The sequence below is a fragment of the Longimicrobium sp. genome (assembly GCF_036399255.1).
Classification (GTDB): domain Bacteria; phylum Gemmatimonadota; class Gemmatimonadetes; order Longimicrobiales; family Longimicrobiaceae; genus Longimicrobium.
On the sequence record NZ_DASWNM010000099.1, the window covers coordinates 91,209 to 109,451 of the forward strand.

Below are 18,243 nucleotides of genomic sequence, written 5' to 3' on the forward strand. Positions count from 1 at the left end.
CTGTAACCTGTAACCTGTTCCCTGTCACCTATCCCCTACAGTGCGTCCGCCACGTCCGTGCCGAAGAACTGCGCCACGTACTTGCGCTGCAGCGCCGTCAGCCGGCGCACCGACCACTCCAGGTGCACGAAGTGCGGCTCCGCCGGAACCAGGCGAAGCGCCATCCCGGCCTCCTGCGGCGTGCGGTCCGCCTTGCGGTGGTTGCACGTGCTGCAGGCGGTGACGCAGTTGTCCCACGTGTTGGCCTCGGCGCGCCGCGCAAACCGGCTCTGCGGCAGCACGTGGTCGCGCGTAAGGAACTCGCGGCTGCGCAGCGCGTCACGCGGGCGCCCGCAGTACGCGCAGGCGTAGCCGTCGCGCGCGAACAGGATGGTGTTGGTGACGCCCCGGCGCATGCGGCGCGGCACGTAGACGAACCGCACCAGCCGGATTACCGCCGGCAACGGCACCTCGCGCCCCGCCGAGCGGACGACGCGCGTGCCGTGCGCCTCGACCAGCTCGGCGCGGCCATCCATCACCAGGCGCACGGCGCGCTGCACCGGCAGCATCACCAGCGGCTCGTACGAGGCGTTCAGCGTAAGGCACCCGCGCCGGGTCGCCCGGGCAGTGGTCATCGTCGGCATGGCTACATCCCTCCGTTTCTCCTCCTTCAGTGGTGGTGCGCGTCCAGGGTGGAGGCGCGGGTCGGGGTCCGGGTGAGCGGTGCGTGATCGGGGAAGCTGGATTCGAACCAGCGATCTCCTGCGTCCAAGGCAGGCGGGGTAGGCCGGGCTCCCCCATTCCCCGTGACGAAGTGCGGAAGTGCGGAAGTGCGGAAGTGCGGAAGTGCGGAAGTGCGAAAGTGCGAAAGTGCCCCGGAGAGGACTCGAACCTCTGGCCTCTGCCTTCGGAGGGCAGCGCTCTGCTCCATCTGAGCTACCGGGACCTGAACAGCGGGGGCGGCGGGATTCGAACCCGCGATCTCCGGAGCGACAGTCCGGCGCTTTAAGCCTCTAAGCTACGTCCCCACACGTACATCCATCATCTACAGCGGAGGGGGTGGGAGTCGAACCCACGGGGCGCCTGAAAGCGCCGGCGGCGTAGCAGACCGCTGCCCATGCCGGCAGGCGGACCCCTCCATCACAAGGAAGCGGCGAGATTCGAACTCGCGACGCACTCGCGTGCGCTACCGGTTTTCGGGACCGGCTCCTCATCCATCCGGATCACTTCCATCACCAGTGCGAACCCCCAGGGCCTGACGGCACCCGGTTTACGGCCGGGCCCGCTTCCAGTTACGGTTTACTTCCGCATTCGATCAAAGAGCAGGGGGCGGGATTCGAACCCGCGAAGGCTTGCGCCACCGGTTCTGCGGACCGGCCCCTTCGGCCGCTCGGGAACCCCTGCATCACCCGGGTCCTTCATCGTCAGCACGCCCGGAGGGAATCGAACCCCCGACATCTGGATTTGGAGTCCAGCGCTCTTCCAGCTGAGCTACAGGCGTATGTCCATCAGATCCTTCAACGCGCCCGGAGGGATTCGAACCCCCGACCTCCGGATCCGTAATCCGGCGCTCTGGTCCAGCTGAGCTACGGGCGCATCTGTCGTCGCCATCTGTTGATCAAGCGCCTGGAAGGATTCGAACCTTCGGCCTCCGGACTGGCGGTCCGGCGCTCCGGCCATCTGAGCTACAGGCGCATCTGCATTTCCATCAACCGCATACGTCGTTTGATCATGATCGCTGCGCAGCCGCGGGAGCCCCACCAGAGGCGGAGAAGACGCACGGCACCGGGAGTCGCGTTCGCCAGGCCGGCGGCATCTTGCCCCGGCGGGTCCCCACGCGGACTGCGCTGCTCTACCCGAACCCGAGTTTTCAAACACGAGAAAGGCGCCCCGCCTTCCCCGGTACGTCAGGGAGGCAGGGCGCCTTGCCGCCGGCGCCTTTCAGGCCGGCCGGGGCTGCAAAAGCCCTACGCCGGACCACCTCCCACTGGGTTTCCGAAATCCACACTCCCGAACCGCGAACCGCCGCACGGATACAGCCCGTCCACGCCCCGGCCTCGCCACGAGGCGAGGCTGGCATCCATATCCGCGCACGACGGGGCCACGCTTCGCATGTGCTGCGAAGGCGCCTGCGTGCGCGTGCGGATGAGGGAGGTGTCGGCGTGCATCGTACGTGTCCTGGTCAGTTCCGAAAGTTCTGGGCAACAAAAAGGAGCCGCGATCCTCCGGCCTTCTTGCGAAGACCCGGCGGGCCCAGACCTGTCGGTCTGCATGGCCTGCCGTGAGGGACGCGACTCCCGATGGCCGCAACTCTAATGGCCCCCGCGAAGCCTGTCAAGGGGGGATCATTCGAAATCGACGACGCGCCGAATCCCTCCATCATCATCCCGCTCATCATCCCGCTGTAACCTGTCCCCTGTACCCTGTACCCTATCCCCTGCAGTCATCCGGGTTGACCACGCCCCGACGTTGCACGTACCTTGGCGCGCCAACGTCCATCCCCGGGAGGAGCCGTGCCTCACCAGTTTCCCAACCTGACCGTCATCGGGCACCCGCTGGTTCGCCACAAGCTGGCGGTGCTGCGCGACAAGGAAACGTCCAAGAAGAAGTTCAAGGAGCTGGTGGACGAGATCGCCATGCTGATGGCGTACGAGGTCACCAAGGACCTTCCGCTGCAGGCGGTGGAGATCGAGACGCCGCTGGAGCGGACCACCGAGATGAAGCTGAGCGGAAAGAAGCTCACCGTCGTCCCCATCCTGCGCGCGGGATTGGGGATGGTGGAGGGGGTGATCCGGCTGATTCCGTCGGCGCGGGTGGGGCACATCGGGCTGTTTCGCGACCACGACACGCTGCAGCCGGTGGACTACTACTTCAAGATTCCGCCGGAGCCCGAGGCGCGCGACTTCATTTTGCTGGACCCCATGCTGGCCACCGGCGGCTCGGCCTCGGCCGCCACGTCGTCGCTCAAGCGCAGCGGCGCCTCGCGGGTGCGCTTCGTGTGCCTGGTCGCCGCGCCCGAGGGCGTGCAGCGCATGCTGGACGACCACCCCGACGTGCACGTCTACACCGCCGCGCTGGACCGCGAGCTGAACGACGTGGGCTACATCCTCCCCGGCCTGGGTGACGCCGGCGACCGGCTGTTCGGGACGAAGTAGGGGAGGGGAGTGCGTGAGTGCGGGAGTGCGGGAGTGCGGGAGTGCGAAAGTGCGAAAGTGCGAAAGTGCGGGTGATGGAGGCGGTGCGAAGGGCGGGTCTGGCGCGTCGCCGGCGGGCGTCGATCCCGGGCGGGTGAACCGCGGCTGGAAAAGCGGAAGCCCCGCAAACCGCGCGGGGCTCCGCGACCCATTAGCGTCCGTGGCATCCCCAGGTGAAGCCCCGTTCGGCGAGCGCATGCGAGCCGAGGCGGGGCTTATCGCTTTCCCGGCGGCGGGTTTACCCGCTCATGCCGCGGGGCTTGGATGGCGTTCCCCGCGGCACCTAACATCGTCTGTCTCACACTTCCGCACTCACGCACTCACGCACTCACGCACTTTTCATCGCACGAACGCCTCGCGCACGCCGCCGTCCACGGCCAGCATCGCCCCCGTCGTGCGTGACGAGCGCTCGGAGGCAAGGAAGAGGACCGCCTCGGCCACGTCCTCCGCGCGGACCTCGACGCCGAGGAGGGTGCGGCCGCGATAGACGGTCTCCAGCTTGTCCGGCTCCACGCCGTAGGCGGCGGCGCGCTGGTCGCGGATGCCGTCCCACAGGTGGCTGCCGCCAAAGATGGCGTCGGGGTTCACCATGTTCACCCGCACGCCGAGCGGTCCGCCCTCGATGGCCGCCACGCGCGCCAGCTGCGCCTCCGCCGCCTTGGAGGCGCTGTACGCCGCGAAGTCCTTGCCCGGCGCCGTCACGTTCTTGGTCGCCACGAAGACGATGGCGCCGCCCGTCCCCTGCCGCCGGAAGTGGCGCAGCGCGGCGCGGGTCACCAGAAAGTGGCCGGTGGCGTTCACCGCCAGGCTGCGCTCCCAGTCCGCCAGCTCCAGCTGCTCGATCGGCGCGCAGTGGGCGATGCCGGCGTTGCTGACGATCACGTCTACGCCGCCGTACTCCAGGCAGGCGCGCTCCATCGTCGCCTCCACCGCCTCGGGCCGCGTTACGTCCAGCGGGCACGCCAGCGCAGCCCCCGCGCCTTCGCGCTCCACGATGGCCGCCGCGACGGACGTAATCCCCGCCGCGTCCACGTCCGTCGCGACCACCTGTGCGCCCGCCGCCGCCAGCCGTAGCGCGATGGCGCGGCCCAGGCCGTTGGCGGCGCCGGTCACCAGCGCCACGCGGCCGGCCAGGTCGCGATCGGGCGGCGCGAGGGTCAGCTTGTACAGCTCCAGCGGCCAGTACTCGGCGCGGAATCCCTCGCCCTCCGGCAGCGAGCGGTAGCCGCCCATCGCCTCCGCGCCGGCCATGATGCCGATGGTGTGCAGGTAGATGTCGCGCGCCAGCACGGCCATCTTCGGCGTCCGCCCAACCGTCCACATCCCGATTCCCGGCACCAGGACGATGCGCGGCGCCGCCTCCAGCGCCGGCTCATCCGTCCGCCAGCGCGCCACGTACGCCTGATAGTCCGCGCGCCATCCTTCCAGCGCCGCGCCGAACGCCCGAGCGATGCCGTCCACGTCCGCCGGATCGTCCACGTCCACCCACAGCGGCAGGCGGTTGGTGGTCAGGATGTGGTCCGGCGTCGCCGCGCCCGCCGCGGATGCCGCGCGCGCCCGTTCCGATCCCACGAACTCCAGCACCTCCGGCGCATCCGTGTAGCGCGCCACCACGTGCTTTTCCCCGCTCAGCGCGCCGCGGATGACGGGCGCCAACGCCGCCGCCACGCGCCGCCGCGTATCCTCGTCCAGCCGAAAGCGGGGCTCTGCGGTGAACGCCGGTTCAGTAACCCGCGCGTCCACGTGCGCCTTGGCCAGCGCGACCAGCTCCAGGTGGCGCGCGTACGCCTCTTCCGGCGTGGCGCCCCAGGTGACGGCGCCATGGTTGAGCAGGATGAGGCCCAGCGCATCCGGCCGCGCCCGCACCGCCGCGCCCACCTCCTTCGACAGCAGAAAGCCGGGGCGGCGATACGGAACGCGCAGCACGCGGTCGCCGAACGCCGCCTCGCAGGCGCCGTCGGGATCGGGCGTGTTGACCAGCGCCAGCACCGCGTCGGCGTGCGAGTGAAAGACGCTGCCGGTGGGGATGAAGGCGTGCAGCAGCGTCTCGATGGAGGGCCGCGGCGAGCCTGGATCGGTCAGGCAGCGGGCCAGGTACGCCACCATCTCCTCGTCCGTCATGTCGCCGCGGTCGAACAGCGGCAGCACGTCGTCCAGCCGCACGCCGCTGAAGTCGGAGCGCTTGATGGACGCCAGGTCCGACCCGCTTCCCTTCACCCGCAGCACCCGCAGCTGCCGGCCGAGCACGTCCTGCTCATCCACCTTGACCGAGGTGTTGCCGCCGCCGCGCAGCACGAGGGACGTGTCCGCGCCCACCATCCGCGAAAAGCGGACGCAGGCGTCCAGCGCGTCCTCGGCGGCGGGCGGGCTCAGGGGGATGGATGCGGTCGCGGGCGTGGCGGAGGCCATTCGGAAATTCGGTGGATGGATGGGGATTTCAGACCGCCGCCGGGCGGGGCGCCGCGGCGGGAAAGACGTCCGCCGGCAGCGCACCGGCGGGAAATATGCCCAGTTCGGTGACGTACGCCGTCACCAGCCGCGCGGGGGTCACGTCGAACGCCGGGTTGCGCGCGGAGCAGCCGGGGGAGGTCACGCGGATGCGGCGCATCGTCCCCTCGTCGTCCGGACCGGACTGGAAGTGCACCTCGTCTTCCGAGCGCTCCTCGATGGTGACGGACGCGCCGCCGGGGACGGAGGCGTCGAAGGTCGACGGCGGGGCGGCGACGTAGAAGGGGACGCCGAACTCCTTGGCACACACGGCCTTGGCCAGCGTGCCCACCTTGTTGACCACGTCGCCGTTGGCGGCGATGCGGTCGGCGCCCACGATCACCAGGTCCACCTCGCCGCGGCTCATCAGGAACGCCGCCGCGTTGTCGGCGATCACGGAGTGCGCGATGCCTTCGCCGGCCAGCTCCCACGCGGTCAGGCGCGCACCCTGCGCGCGCGGACGCGTCTCGTCCACCCACACGTGCGGGCGCCTTCCCGCGGCCGCCGCCGCGTAGACGGGCGCGAGCGCGGTGCCGTAGTCCACCGTCGCCAGCCACCCCGCGTTGCAGTGCGTCAGCACGCGCGCCCCCTCCGGCACCAGCGTCGCGCCGTGCTCGCCGATGCGCCGGCAGCAGGCCACGCTCTCCTCCGCCAGCGCCCGTGCCGCGTCCAGCCCCGCTAGAGCAGGGGACTCATAATCCTTTGGTCGAAGCGCGGGACCCGTGGCTGCCTCCGCGGCGCTCCACACCTGCTCCGTGCCGTGGAACAGGTCGCGCGCCGTGGGCCGCGTGGCCTCGATGAAGGCGCGCGCGGCGCGGACGTACGGCCACGGGTCGTCCGCGGGCGCCTCGGCGAACGCCTGCGCCAGCGCGTACGCCGCCGCCGCGCCGATGGCGGGCGCGCCGCGCACCGTCATGTCGCGGATGGCCTCCGCCGTCGCCCGGTGGTCCGCGCACTCCACGAGCGCGAACGCGAACGGCAGCCGGTTCTGGTCGATGAGGTGCACCGTGCCGCCCTCCATCCAGACGGTGCGGTACGGCGTTCCGTTGACGCGCATGATCCTGCGGCGAACGTGGATGGATGATGCTAACGAGCGTCGCGCGTGCGGATGCGCGACCGTGTGCGGAACGCTACCCGCACGCGGAGGCGGGGGCAAGTGCCCGCGGAAGGATCAGGGGAGCTGCGCGGATGCGTGGCGCCTGGAAACGCGAAGGGTGGACGGGCGCTGCGCCCGCCCACCCGTTTCGTTGCTGGCCGTCAGCCGGTCAGGGCGTGGGGCCGTAGCTGCACTGACAGACGCCGTTCCAGCAGGCCCAGTGAGTGTAGCCCTTCTTGAAGCAGGCCGTGCCGCAGGTGCTGGAGGTGCACGCCGAGGGCGCCACCATCTGCGCCTGCGCCGGCTTGGCGAGCGCCTGCTGCCCGCCGAATCCCAGCGCCAGCGCAACCGCCGCGGCCCCGGCCGCGTGAACGAGCTTCCGCATCATCCCTCCGTTGTATCAGGTAAGCACTTTCCGCCGCCGCGTGCGACGGACTTGCGCGTACGGTAGGGCGGCAAACGATGCCGTGCAAGGGGCGTCAGCGATGTCGCGAGGGAGTGTCCGCTGGGGAGCGGAGCGGTGCGCGCACCCCTGCTTGATGAGACCAGAATGTCATTCCGAGGCCCGGCCACACCGCCGCTGGACGAATGTGATGCAGGTTGCAGGGCCGAGGAATCTACCGTCTGCCCGCGCGAGGGTGGACGCGGCAGCCCGCGCGATGCGTGCGGCGACGAAACGCCCTGACAGGGCCGGTCCGGGGCGTCGCGACAGGTCACGAGGAGGCGGACAGTAGATTCCTCGGTCGCGCGCTGGGTCCCGTGGTTGGACGGGGTGCCGGGTGTGCGCTCCCTCGGAATGACAGATCGGGTGGTGCGGGGGGTTCTATCCGGGAGGTGCTGCTCCGTACCTGCTTATGCGACGAACGGTGGTGTTGATCTCGCCGGGCAGAACCGAGGGGCTGGCTTCTATGCTTGGGAGCCAGCCCCTTGCAGGCCGGGAGTAGGTCCTTCGGTCGCGCGCAGGCGGTTGTTTGAAATCGGATTACACGTGGTGCGCTCCCTCAGGAAGTCATCGCTTCTTTGTGAGTTTGGGGGGTAGCAACACCTTCTCAGGAAATCAATTCTCCGCGGCCGTGGGTGCCAAACATCTGCGGTACGCGTTTGACCACCAAGCCTACCGCGCCGCCACGACGACGCGGACCTCGTCCCACTCGCCGGAGGGGGCGATGGCGCGGATGGTGTGCGGGCCGGGGACCAGGCGCCAGCGCTGCTGGGAAAGCTCGCGGCCGTCCACCAGCCAGCGCACGCCGACGTCCGCGCCGGCTGCGCGAAGGGCGACGGTGGCGTAGCGGGCGTCGACGCCCAGGGGGACCTGGTACCGGTCGCCGTCGCGCGGGGCCAGGATGCGGAAGCGCTCCTCGCCGCCCAGCGACGCCGCCGCGCCCAGCCGGCCCCGCTCGCCCGCGGCCCAGTCGCCGTACTCCTCGGGGAGCGCAATCCGCCCGCCCCGCTCCCAGTCGTCCGTCCGCGACGGCTCGGTGCCAAGGATGAACCACTCGACGGTGGAGACGCAGCCGGGGGTGGCGCGCAGGCCGGAGAGGCGGCACACCTGCACCGGCACCAGCCCCGCCTCGCGCGGCGTGGGGAGCGCGCCGGGCGGATAGCGGCCGGCGGTGGCCAGCATGGCCCGGTACAGCAGCGGCCCGGCGCCGGTAACCCCGCTGACCCCCTCCATGGGCCGGCCGCTGAAGTTGCCCACCCACACGGCGACGGTGAACCCCTGCGTGACCCCCACTGCCCAGTTGTCGGTAAAGTGCCGGCTGGTCCCCGTCTTGGCCGCCGCGGGGAAGGGAAAGTCAAAGGGCGTCTCGGCGCCGAAACCAGGCGCGCGGGCGTCGGCGTCGGAGAGCACGTCCAGCACCAGCGCCGCGGCCTGGGGCGAGACCACCCGCTCCCGCAGCGGCGACACCTCGCCGGGGGCGGCGGGGCGCCAGCGCCAGGGCGTCCACTCGCCGCCGCGGGCCAGGGCGCGGTAGCCGTTGGCCAGCTCCACCAGCGTCACGTCGCCGTTGCCCAGCGCCAGCCCCAGCCCGTAGTGCGAGGCACCGCGCGACAGCGAGGCGAAGCCGGCGCGGTGCAGCGCCTGCAGCACCGGCTCCACCCCCAGCCGGTCCGCCAGCTCCACCGCAGGGACGTTGTACGAACTGGCCAGCGCCTCGCGCATGCGCACGGGACCCCGGAAGCGGCGGTCGTAGTTCTGCGGGCGGTACGGGCCCAGGCTGGTGGCAAAGCTGCGCGGCACGTCCGGCAGCACGGTGGCGGCCGTGTGCCCGCGGTCGAAGGCCAGGGCGTACACGAAGGGCTTGAGGGCGGACCCCGGCTGGCGCGGCGAGACCACCATGTCCACCTGCCCCGCGCCCGGCTCGCCAAAGTCCGGCGAGCCCACCCAGGCCAGCACCTCGCCGGTGGCGTTGTCGAGCACCACCGCGGCCGCCTGGCGTGCACCCCGGTCGGCCAATACGCGCACGGTGTGGCGCACCTCGGCCTCCAGCAGCGTCTGCAGCTCCAGGTCAAGCGAGGTGCGCCAGGTGCCGTCCATCGCCCGGCCCTCCGCCTCGGCCATCTGCAGCACGTGGGTGGTGAAGTGCGGCGCCAGGAAGGGCGTCGCGCGGTGCGGGGGGAGGACGGGCTCGGCGCGGGCGCGGACCACTTCGTCCGCGGTGGCGTACCCCAGCGCGCGCATCCGCCCCAGCACCACGTCGCGCCGCGCCCGCGCGCGGTTCGGTGAGACGAGCGGGTTGTCGCGCGAGGGGGCGCGGGCGATGCCGGCCAGCAGCGCCGCCTGCCCCAGGCTCAGCTCGCGCGCGGAGGCGCCGAAGTAGAGCGCGGCGGCGGGGGAGACGCCGGTGGCGGCCTGCCCCAGGGGAACGCGGTTCAGGTACTGCTCCAGGATGGCGCGCTTTTGGAGGTGCGCGTCCAGCCGCAGCGCCCACAGCGCTTGCCGCGCCTTGCCGCCCCAGCTGCGGGGGAGGGGGCGCAGCAGGCGGACGGTCTGCATGGTGAGGGTGGATGCGCCCGCGCGGCGCCGGCCCCGCAGGTTGTCGCGCACGGCCCGGCCGATGGCCCGCGCGTCGACACCCGCGTGGGCGAAGAAGCGGTGGTCCTCGGCCGCCAGGAACGCCTGCACCAGCCGCGGATCCATCTCCCCCACCGCCGTCCACCCCCCGCGGCTGCCGTCCGGCGAGCGGGTGGCGCGCAGGGGCATTCCGCCCCGGTCCTCCATCGCCACGGCGGGGACCGGTGTGGGCGCGGCGAGCGCCGCCGGCGGGGGGAGCGCGATCCACCCCAGCGTCCCCAGGATCCCGGCGATCACCACGCCCGCCGCGGCCTTCCAGCGCGCGCGGCGGGTCACGGCGCCACGGGGGTGACGGTGAACACGCCGCCGCCGCTGCGGCCGTGCACGCCGGGGTTGTACATCTCTTCCGCGTGCGCGGGCGCCATGGTAAAGCGGCCGGCGGTGGTGGCGCGGGCCAGGTAGGTGGCGGAGTACGTCCCCTTCCACAGCACGCGGGCAAAGTAGACCACGCGGTCGTCGCGGATCTCGCGGTGGTCGAACGCGGACCACATCCCCGAATCCCAGCTGCCGAACGACCACACCGGCGCCGCGCCCTCCTCCTCGCCTCCATCCCCCTCCGTCCCCTCGTCGAAGGCGCCGGCGGGGAAGGGGCTGACGGTGCGCAGGCTCAGGTCCACCGCCTCGAGCCCGGCGGGGAGCGGATCGTCCAGGATCACCATCTGCCGCCCGTCGGGGACGGTGATGCGCAGCCGGACGCGCACCACCTGGCCCTCGACCACGCTGGTGATGGGGCGGCGCGTGTCCAGCGTCTCGTACCAGCGCTCCACGGCGATGCCGCGGTCCAGCGGGGTGAGGGTCGGCCTCGAGACGATCTCGCGCACGGACAGGTCGTAGTAGACGGGCACGCCCTCGCCCGGCGCCTGCAGCGTCAGCCGGAGCGCGCGGCGCCCGTCCGGCAGCGTCCGCAGCAGCCCGGCCAGGCCGGGGACGGTGTCGCGAAACTCGCCGCGGCGGGCGCGCGTCTCCAGCACCGTCCGGCCGTCGTGCTGCAGGCGGACGACGCGGTCGGGGGCGCCACGCTGCGTCTCTTCGAAGCGCAGCAGGGCCAGGACGGCGGCGCCGTAGTCCTGGGTGGTCCACGGCAGCCGCGCCTCGGCCCGCCCCTGCTGCACCAGCGTTTCCACCAGCGCGCCGATGCCGGGGTGCCCGGGCTGCACGGCGAGGGTGGCCGTCAGCAGCCGCGCGGCGGGGCGCACGTGCGAGGCGAAGTAGAAGTCGCGCCGGTACGCCGCTTCCGGGAGCACCGCGCGCGACCCGCGGACCTGCACGCCCTCCCACGCGGCGGCCAGCAGCCGCCGCGCCGGGTCCGCCGCCCCGCGCCGCGCCAGCATCTCGGCCAGCGCCAGGCGGTCTTCCCACGACAGGCGTGCGGCCTGGCCCAGCAGCTGGTTTTCCGCCGGGACGTCCGGGCGGCCCAGGCGGCTGAGGAAGTCGGCCGCGGCCAGCCGCTCCGTCAGCACCGCGTCCACCCGGTGCTGCCCCGGCCCCAGCACGGCGCGCAGCACCTCCGGCTCGCCCAGGGCGCGCTCCAGGTAGCCGGCCATGCGGTTGAGCACGGTGTCGCTCACCTCCACGCCGGCCCCGCGCGCCTCCAGCATCACCCGCCCGGCGTACGCGGTAAGGAACGGCGACGTCCAGTCCAGCGCGCTCCACAGCCCGATCCCCCCGTCCGTGCGCTGCCGCGACGCCAGCGTGCGGACGACCAGCTCGATCCGCGCCTGCGTATTCCCCGGCGCGGCATCCCCCGTCGCCTGGCGGGCACGGTGGAGGGCGATGAGGGGAAGCGCCTGGCTGGAGATCTGCTCGGTGCATCCGTACGGATACAGCTCCAGCCGCCGGTTGTAGCCCTGCACCAGCGCCAGCGGCGAGGTGCCGAATCCCAGCTCCAGCGACGAGCGCACGGGATCGGTCTCCGCGGGGAGGATGAACTCCACCGTGGCGGTGTCGCGCAGCACGCCGGCGGAGGTCTGCACCACCGGGCGGTTGGCGGGGCGGATGGGGACGCGCACCTCCACCGCGTCCGCCTCGCCGCCTCCCGTCACGCCGAAGCGGAAGACCGCGCTGTCGCCCACGGGCGCGGCGAAGCGGAAGCGCGCCTCCGCGCCTCGGCCCGCGAGGAGCGAGAACGCCCGCTCCGCGTCGCCGGAGAGGGTGACGCCGCGCGCCTGTGCCGTCACCCGCGCGTCCACGCCGCCGGGGAAGCGGTGGTTGACCACCACCCCCGCCATGAACTCGTCGCCCTCGCGAAGGAAGCGGGGAAGGGCGGGGCGGGCGATGAGCGGTTTGGTGGACAGGAGCGGCGACTTGCCGGCGCCGTAGCGGTCACCCGCGGTCACGGCCACCGCCATCACCCGGAAGGTGGTGACGTTGTCCGGCAGCCCGCCCGCCACCACCGCCTCGCCGTTCGCATCCGTCACCACGCTGCCGATGAAGAAGGCCGTGGGCCGGAAGCGGGAGCGGAGGATTCCGGTCAGGTCCTGCCCGCCGGAGCCGCCGGGGTTGCGCGTTCCCTTTTGCCCCTCGGGGACCTGCGGGGCCACGGCCACCAGGTTGCTGGCCAGCCGCATTCCCACGCCCCGCGGCTGGTACAGCAGGTCCAGCGGATCGGGCGTGCGGTAGCCGGTCAGCGAGAGCACGCCCTCGTCCACCGCCCACAGCGTCACCTCGCTCACCTGCGGGCGCCCGGCGCCATCCCGCACGCGGACGCGGATGCGCGCGCTGTCGCCCGGCCGGTACTCCGGCTGCAGCGGCGACACCTCCACCGCCAGCCGCTTGACCTCCGGCGTTACCCGCAGCTCCGTGTAGCCCACGCGCAGCGTCGGACGGCCGGGATCGTCCACCGTCCCCGGCGGGGCGCTGCGCCCGCGGACCACGATGACGGAGACGAAGGCGTTGGGCGCGAACGCCTCCGTGATGGGTATCCGGAGCGTGTGCGTGCCGGAGGTGATGCGGATGCGGTGCTGCTCCAGCACCCGCTCGCGCTCCACCGTGACCCACGCCTCGGCGTCCGTGAACGGCGAGGCGATCAGCACGGTGGCCGTGTCGCCCACCGAGTAGCGCTCGCGGTCGGGGATCACGTCCATCTTGAACTTGCCCTCGTCGTTCCACGGCACCCAGTCGCCGCCCACGGCCCAGCGGCTGAAGGTGGTGGTCGCCTTCCGCCCCCGGCTGTCCGTGGCGGTGAAGGAGACGGTGTACGCGCCGCCCGCGTGCGGGGTGAATGCGCACGCCGCCGGCTGCGCGGCCGTGGTCACCCGGCAGGTGGCCACGGTGTCGGAGACCCACTCGCCCACCTCGTCCTCCACCCCGCCGCGCCCCCGGCGGACGGTGTGCCACTCGCGGCGCACCACGGCGCCGCTGACCGCCACCCCGGCCACGGAGCGTCCGTCGGGGCGCACGGCGATGACGCCCACCCGCACCGGCATTCCCGCCGTCCAGAAGTAGCCGCTTCCCTCCGGCCGCGCGCCCACGTAGAAGTCCGCCGGGTGGACGAGGACGCCCGTCGCGCCCGCCACGGTCTGCCGGTTGGCGTCCACCACCTCGGCCTGCACCGTCACGCGGGCGGGGCGGCCGTCCTCCAGCGGCGGAAGGGCCACGTCCAGCGCCCGGTAGCCGCGCGCGTCGAGCGAATCCGTCCCTCCGGCGAGGACCGCCGGCTCCTCCCACGAATCTTCCCACCACTCGCCCGAGTCGCCCAGGTACCATCCCTCGGTGCCGGGGATCTGGAGCTCCCACGCCGAGACGGGTGTCTGCCGCACCGTCCAGCGGAGGGGGGCGCGGGCCATGGGCGCGCCGAAGAGGTAGCGCGCGCCCACGGTGGCGCGCAGGCGGTCGCCGGAGAAGCGGGGCGCCGAATCCGTCGCCACCTCCACCAGGAACTCCGGCGGGCGGTACTCGGCCACCTGGTAGCGGGCGTAGCCCACCTGCCGCCACTGGCCGTCGCGGCGCATGCGGATCTCCACCGCGTAGTCGCCCAGCGCCGCGTCCGCGGGCAGGCGGAAGGTGTGGTCCGCCGTGCCGAAGCGGCTGAGCGGCACCGTCTGCTCGCGCAGCGGCTCGCCCTCGCGGCCGGTAAAGATCCAGCGGAGCGAATCCCCAGGGGCGGGGGGGGCCAGCGAGCCCAGCGGCCCGCGGCGGACGATGGCCTTGGCGTAGACCGGCTCGCCGGGACGGTAGATGCCGCGCTCGGTGAACACGGCGCCCACGCCCGGCGCGCGCTCCTCGCCCCAGGCCCCGTACAGCCCAAAGCGGTAGGGCGACAGGTCCGGATCGTACTCGCTGATCCCCACCACCGCGCGGTCCGCCCCGAGTTGCGCGGCCACGTAGCCCTCCACCGGCGGCGTCCAGGCGCACTCCTCCTCTTCCGCGCACACCTGTGCCGCGGCCGGGGGCGGGCTGGGCCGGAAGCCCGTGAGGGTGGCGACCCCGCGCCGGTCGGTGCGGCCGGTGGCGCGGACGCGGCCGTCGCCGTCGTGCAGCGTCACGTCCACGCCGCCGCGCGGGCGGCCGTCCTTGACCCCCGTCACCCAGACGGCGGCCTGGTCCACTCCCACGCGGGCGTGCACGGCCAGGTCGGTCACCTGCACCAGCGCCAGGGGGTGGCGGCCGTCGGCGCTGTCCACGCCGCGCCCGCCCACCTGCACCAGCATCATGGTGCCGCGCGGGCGCTGGCGCGCGTCGGGCGCGGGGAGGGCGACGCCGGTGACGGCGCTGCGGTCGCGCTCGCCGCGCACGGGAATGCGGCGGCGCGTGGCGGAGGGCTCCAGCGCCGTCCACGCCTCGTTCCACCCGCCCCACCCGCGGCTGAGCAGCCGCCCCTCCAGTGAGTCGGGAACGGCGACGACGTCCACATCGAGCGTGTCGACGTTCACGTGCTGCACGGCCAGCGTGCGGAATCCGTCCCGCTCCACCACCAGCTTGCCGTGGGGATGGACCACGGAGGGCGGCACGCCGGGCGTGGTGAACGCGATGCGCGCCGCCGTCCCCAGCCGCTGCCCAAAGACGTCCGTCAGCTGGGGATCCACGGTGATGGTGTAGGCGCGGCGGGGCTGCAGCCGCCCCTCCAGGACCCAGCGGTCCTGCTCCGCGGCGGTGTCGCGCACGGTGAAGGGCCGGTCGCGGTCCAGGTGGACGTGGCGCAGCACCTCGGACCCGCGCACGGGGGTGGAGAACTGCAGCACCGCGGGGCCGTAGTGGCAGCCGCCGTTCTTGGGGCATCCGCCTTCCACCACGCGGAGCGGCCCGTAGGTGGAGAACCCCCACGCGTGCGGCTCGTCCTCCGACGGGTCCATCCCCTGCGGCACCACCAGCTCCGCCGCGCACCCGGCCGGCAGCGGGCGCGCGGGGGCAAGCTCCACCACGCGGCGCAGGTCGCGCGCGCTGTCGTTGCCCGTCACGCCAAAGTACCGCACCCACTCCGGGTCGTCCCCGCCGATCCGCCGCGCACCCACGCCGCGGAGCGCGACCGTCCCGCCGCCGCACGACGCGTCCAGCGCCAGCCGGGCAACGCCCGCCAGCTCGGCGGGCTCCACGCCGCTGCTCATCAGCAGAAAGAAGCGGAGCTCCCGCGTCAGGAAGCGGGGCGCGCTGTGCGGGCCCACGGGCCAGCCGGTCAGCACGCGCGCCTTTTCCACGCGGAACGAGAAGCGGTGCGGGCGCGGCAGGCGGGCGCCGTCCATGGCCGCGAACGCGTCGTCGACGGTGACGGTGTAGGTGGTGCCCGGTCGCAGCGGCGCGGCGGGGGTAAAGCGCAGCGTCACCGGGTCGCGCCACTCCGCGCGGCCCTCCACGGCGGGGTCGATGCGGAAGAGCGCCTCCGCGTCCACCGTCTCGTCCAGCCCGCCCGCGACGGGGCGGTCGAAGGTGACGGTGACCAGGGCCTCCGGCTGTGCCACGGCCTCGGGCGCCGTGCGCAGGACGCCGAGCACGGGCGGGGACTGCGTGGAAGGTTCGGCGCTCAGGACGAATGCGCCCGTAAAGCCGACGAGCGCGACCAGCGCGGTGGAGACGCGAAGCATGTGGGGGCGGAACGGAAAGGTGGGACGGCCGGGGCCTGCACACCCCACAAGATAATGCGGCGCGGCGGGGATCAAACAGAAAACTTCAGGGATGAAGACGAACCGACGCACTCGCCCGGACCGGCCGGGCGGGGCTCTCCTCGTTCCCCAGCGCTGCGTTCGCCGCCGCATCAACGCCTTCACGATCCGCGTATGCGGCCTTCAGAACGTCTGCAATTTCCGTCCTTACCCGTCTCGCCTCATCCTTCCCCAGGTCTCGCTCGATCTCGCGGGTGAGTATCCCGACGGCGGGGGCGACCAGTGAGGCATCGGGCGCGGTGAGGCCGCGCGATGCCCGGCGCTCGCGCCACCCGATGAGCTTTTTGAGCGTCTTTCCGTACAGGGTGCTGCCCGGATTGCCCACGAACTTCAACAGCCCGGTTGGCGACATCTCGAGATCGCGCGCCACCGCCCGCGCGCTGGAGTCGCGGATCGCCTGCCTCACTTCGGCCCGCAGCTGCTCGATCTTCAATCGCTCCATCCGTACTCGCCTCTCGTAACCGGGTTCGCCTCAGGCTACCCGCCTCCTCTCCCGCCGAGTCGAGAAAACGCGGGCCTGGCGACCGTCCGCCAGACCCGCGCTTTTCCTCATCCCACGGGACCAACCACGGCGCCCCAACGCCGTAAGGACACGATAAACGTGCGCGTCGGGTGGTGCCAACACCGCAAATACCAGAGTTGGGGTCCACTTGCGATCTCCCAGTTTTGGGGACTTTCGCACCACTGGTCGCGCCATCAAATCTTTGCAGCAGGCCGGTCTGCGTGTGGCGGCTACTCTGTCTATATCTCGCGATGGCGCAATTCGGAACGAGGAAGTAGACTGTCCGATAGCGTACGTACTCCGTTCACCATTGTATCATGCTGTCCTTGCAGCCGGCACAGGCGAAGAAAAGGCGGAGCGGCCAGTGGAGCGTCGCTGCGCCGCCCAACTGGCCCATAGACGACCTCACCATTTTGCGTGAAGTGGACGGGGAGGTTGGGCGTGAGCTCCTTCTTGCTTTATACAACGTGCGGCTCTTCGCTGATGCTCCCGCACATGTCCGGAGCCAACTGTTTGATGTCACACGAAGCCCGGCTCTGGAGATACCTGGCCACCCCGAGATCCGGGATGCGCTGCACATTCTCTTCAGTCTGCCACGCAAACCTCAGGCGTTCTCTGAACGCGAACTTGCGCGCGCCTGCCGAATGATAGCGGAGTGGGCGGAGGATCACTCGCACTTCGTGGCGGCCGTGGCGTTCGCGGAGGTGGCGGCACGGCTGGTTCCAGATGACGCGGAGCTGGCGAACCGCGCAGGCCGGGCGTGCCGGCGAGCTGGGGAGCGAGCCAGGGCCGAGCTTTGGTATGAAAGAGGGTTCGGGTTAGCTCGCCGGCACGGCGACGTTCTCCAATACGTGAAGGGACACCTGGGCTACGGAAACATCTTTCGCGACCACGGCGAATATGACCGGGCGTTGAAGTGGATCAAGCGCGCCGGAATCTCGGCTCGGAAGAGCGGGCACCGAGAGGCGGGTGCGGAAGCGATGCACGATGCGTTCACCTTAGCCTACTTACAGGAAGACCTGAGCCGTGCGGCAATACTTATTCGACGTGCGGCCAGGATCTATCCTGTCCACGCCCGGCGGGTACCCTACTTCGCGGCCGACCTGGCGTTGCTCCTGACGAGACGCGGACTCTATGGGATGGCGCTGGAGCTGCTGCATGTAGTGCAGGGGCACCTGACCGCACCGGTGGACAGTTTGCAGGTCTGGGGGCTGGTCGCCTTTGCATCGGGCGGCGCTGGAGAGCAGAATACTTTCGATGCAGCGCTCCATCACATCCTCGAGATGGCGGACCTGTACCGCGAGGCCAGTGCAGCCTCATTCGCCTATGCTGCGGCCGGAGCGCATTTGCTACGCGATTTGGAGCTCGCGCAGTCTCTTATCGCTGAGGCGACTACGAGAGCGCGGGGTGACACACTATCCGAAGAACTCGCGGCCAGGGTGGGACGTGATATCAGACTGCGCAACGCGGGAGTTCCCGAAGCGCCTGAACAGGACCCAACCACCGCCGTACTTCGTGGCATTTTCCCAGATGTGGTGTCGAGAGTGCGGCGGTGGCGGGGCCCCACCTGGAGGCCCGCTAGAAGAAGATAGGTTCTCAGTTTCCGGATCCGAAAATGACGCCACCACGCCCATCTTGCGTGATGGCGTCAGTGTTTCCCGGAGTTGTCGAAGTCGTGGAGGTGCCAGTACCCGTCGCATCCGAGCCGGAGCGATTTCCGGATCCGAAAATCACGCCCCCGTCCATTGAAGGTGATGCGGTTTCAGCGCTCGTTGTAGGCGCTGATTCACAGCCCGCCAATAGGATTACCGCCA

The 18,243-nt window shown here is 71.6% G+C and carries 9 protein-coding genes and 9 tRNA genes; 2 read left to right on the forward strand and 16 right to left on the reverse strand.

Going from position 1 to position 18,243, the window contains the following annotated elements; genetic code table 11:
- Window positions 1–35: 35 nt before the first annotated feature.
- From VGC13_RS18385 to VGC13_RS18430, 10 genes are all read right to left on the reverse strand, one after another.
- A complete protein-coding gene (locus VGC13_RS18385) occupies window positions 36–623 on the reverse strand; it encodes an HNH endonuclease (protein ID WP_331126745.1) in 588 nt (195 codons plus the stop codon).
- An 87-nt stretch (window positions 624–710) separates the two neighbouring features.
- Window positions 711–786, reverse strand: a tRNA-Pro gene (locus tag VGC13_RS18390).
- A gap of 64 nt (window positions 787–850) precedes the next feature.
- A tRNA-Arg gene (locus VGC13_RS18395) sits at window positions 851–925 on the reverse strand.
- A gap of 8 nt (window positions 926–933) precedes the next feature.
- Window positions 934–1,007 (reverse strand) — tRNA-Asp (locus tag VGC13_RS18400).
- A gap of 23 nt (window positions 1,008–1,030) precedes the next feature.
- A tRNA-Ser gene (locus VGC13_RS18405) sits at window positions 1,031–1,118 on the reverse strand.
- A 6-nt stretch (window positions 1,119–1,124) separates the two neighbouring features.
- Window positions 1,125–1,210 (reverse strand) — tRNA-Ser (locus VGC13_RS18410).
- 90 nt (window positions 1,211–1,300) lie between these two features.
- Window positions 1,301–1,383 (reverse strand) — tRNA-Cys (locus VGC13_RS18415).
- Between the two features lie 24 nt (window positions 1,384–1,407).
- Window positions 1,408–1,480, reverse strand: a tRNA-Trp gene (locus VGC13_RS18420).
- Between the two features lie 20 nt (window positions 1,481–1,500).
- Window positions 1,501–1,575, reverse strand: a tRNA-Arg gene (locus tag VGC13_RS18425).
- Between the two features lie 25 nt (window positions 1,576–1,600).
- Window positions 1,601–1,674: transfer RNA gene (locus VGC13_RS18430), tRNA-Gly, on the reverse strand.
- Window positions 1,675–2,492: 818 nt separating this feature from the next.
- Here VGC13_RS18430 and upp point away from each other — a divergent pair.
- Window positions 2,493–3,134, forward strand: a complete 642-nt coding sequence (gene upp, locus VGC13_RS18435; RefSeq protein ID WP_331126746.1) for a uracil phosphoribosyltransferase — start codon at window positions 2,493–2,495, stop codon at window positions 3,132–3,134.
- 378 nt (window positions 3,135–3,512) lie between these two features.
- Here the strand turns inward: upp and rhaD are convergent, their stop codons facing one another.
- The 6 genes from rhaD to VGC13_RS18465 all read right to left on the reverse strand — a co-directional run bounded on the left by rhaD (window position 3,513) and on the right by VGC13_RS18465 (window position 16,360).
- The gene (rhaD, locus tag VGC13_RS18440; RefSeq protein WP_331126747.1) at window positions 3,513–5,582 is read right to left on the reverse strand and encodes a bifunctional rhamnulose-1-phosphate aldolase/short-chain dehydrogenase; all 2,070 of its coding nucleotides are present in this window, start codon (window positions 5,580–5,582) and stop codon (window positions 3,513–3,515) included.
- Between the two features lie 28 nt (window positions 5,583–5,610).
- Window positions 5,611–6,717, reverse strand: a complete 1,107-nt coding sequence (gene mtnA / locus VGC13_RS18445) for an S-methyl-5-thioribose-1-phosphate isomerase (protein ID WP_331126748.1) — start codon at window positions 6,715–6,717, stop codon at window positions 5,611–5,613.
- A gap of 208 nt (window positions 6,718–6,925) precedes the next feature.
- The gene (locus VGC13_RS18450) at window positions 6,926–7,141 is read right to left on the reverse strand and encodes a hypothetical protein (RefSeq protein ID WP_331126749.1); all 216 of its coding nucleotides are present in this window, start codon (window positions 7,139–7,141) and stop codon (window positions 6,926–6,928) included.
- A 729-nt stretch (window positions 7,142–7,870) separates the two neighbouring features.
- Window positions 7,871–10,108, reverse strand: coding sequence for a penicillin-binding protein 1C (gene pbpC / locus VGC13_RS18455; RefSeq protein ID WP_331126750.1), 2,238 nt, complete (start codon window positions 10,106–10,108; stop codon window positions 7,871–7,873).
- On the reverse strand, window positions 10,105–15,849 hold the full coding sequence (locus VGC13_RS18460; protein ID WP_331126751.1) for an MG2 domain-containing protein: 5,745 nt from the start codon (window positions 15,847–15,849) through the stop codon (window positions 10,105–10,107). The genes pbpC and VGC13_RS18460 overlap by 4 nt, the downstream gene beginning before the upstream one ends.
- Window positions 15,850–15,934: 85 nt before the next feature.
- Entirely contained in the window at window positions 15,935–16,360 is a 426-nt protein-coding gene (locus VGC13_RS18465) for a hypothetical protein (protein WP_331126752.1), read from the reverse strand.
- A gap of 386 nt (window positions 16,361–16,746) precedes the next feature.
- Here VGC13_RS18465 and VGC13_RS18470 point away from each other — a divergent pair, with 386 nt between their 5' ends.
- Window positions 16,747–18,021 carry a hypothetical protein gene (locus VGC13_RS18470; protein WP_331126753.1) on the forward strand — a complete coding sequence of 425 codons (1,275 nt, stop codon included), beginning with the start codon at window positions 16,747–16,749 and terminating at the stop codon, window positions 18,019–18,021.
- Window positions 18,022–18,243: the final 222 nt, after the last annotated feature.

Excerpts from the sequence above, each read along its gene's own strand:
- VGC13_RS18385 (WP_331126745.1), bottom strand. The coding sequence starts at position 623 with ATGCCGACGATGACCACTGCCCGGGCGACCCGGCGCGGGTGCCTTACG.
- rhaD (WP_331126747.1), bottom strand. The coding sequence starts at position 5,582 with ATGGCCTCCGCCACGCCCGCGACCGCATCCATCCCCCTGAGCCCGCCC.
- mtnA (WP_331126748.1), bottom strand. The coding sequence starts at position 6,717 with ATGCGCGTCAACGGAACGCCGTACCGCACCGTCTGGATGGAGGGCGGC.
- VGC13_RS18450 (WP_331126749.1), bottom strand. The coding sequence starts at position 7,141 with ATGCGGAAGCTCGTTCACGCGGCCGGGGCCGCGGCGGTTGCGCTGGCG.
- VGC13_RS18460 (WP_331126751.1), bottom strand. The coding sequence starts at position 15,849 with ATGCTTCGCGTCTCCACCGCGCTGGTCGCGCTCGTCGGCTTTACGGGC.
- VGC13_RS18470 (WP_331126753.1), top strand. The coding sequence starts at position 16,747 with ATGCTGTCCTTGCAGCCGGCACAGGCGAAGAAAAGGCGGAGCGGCCAG.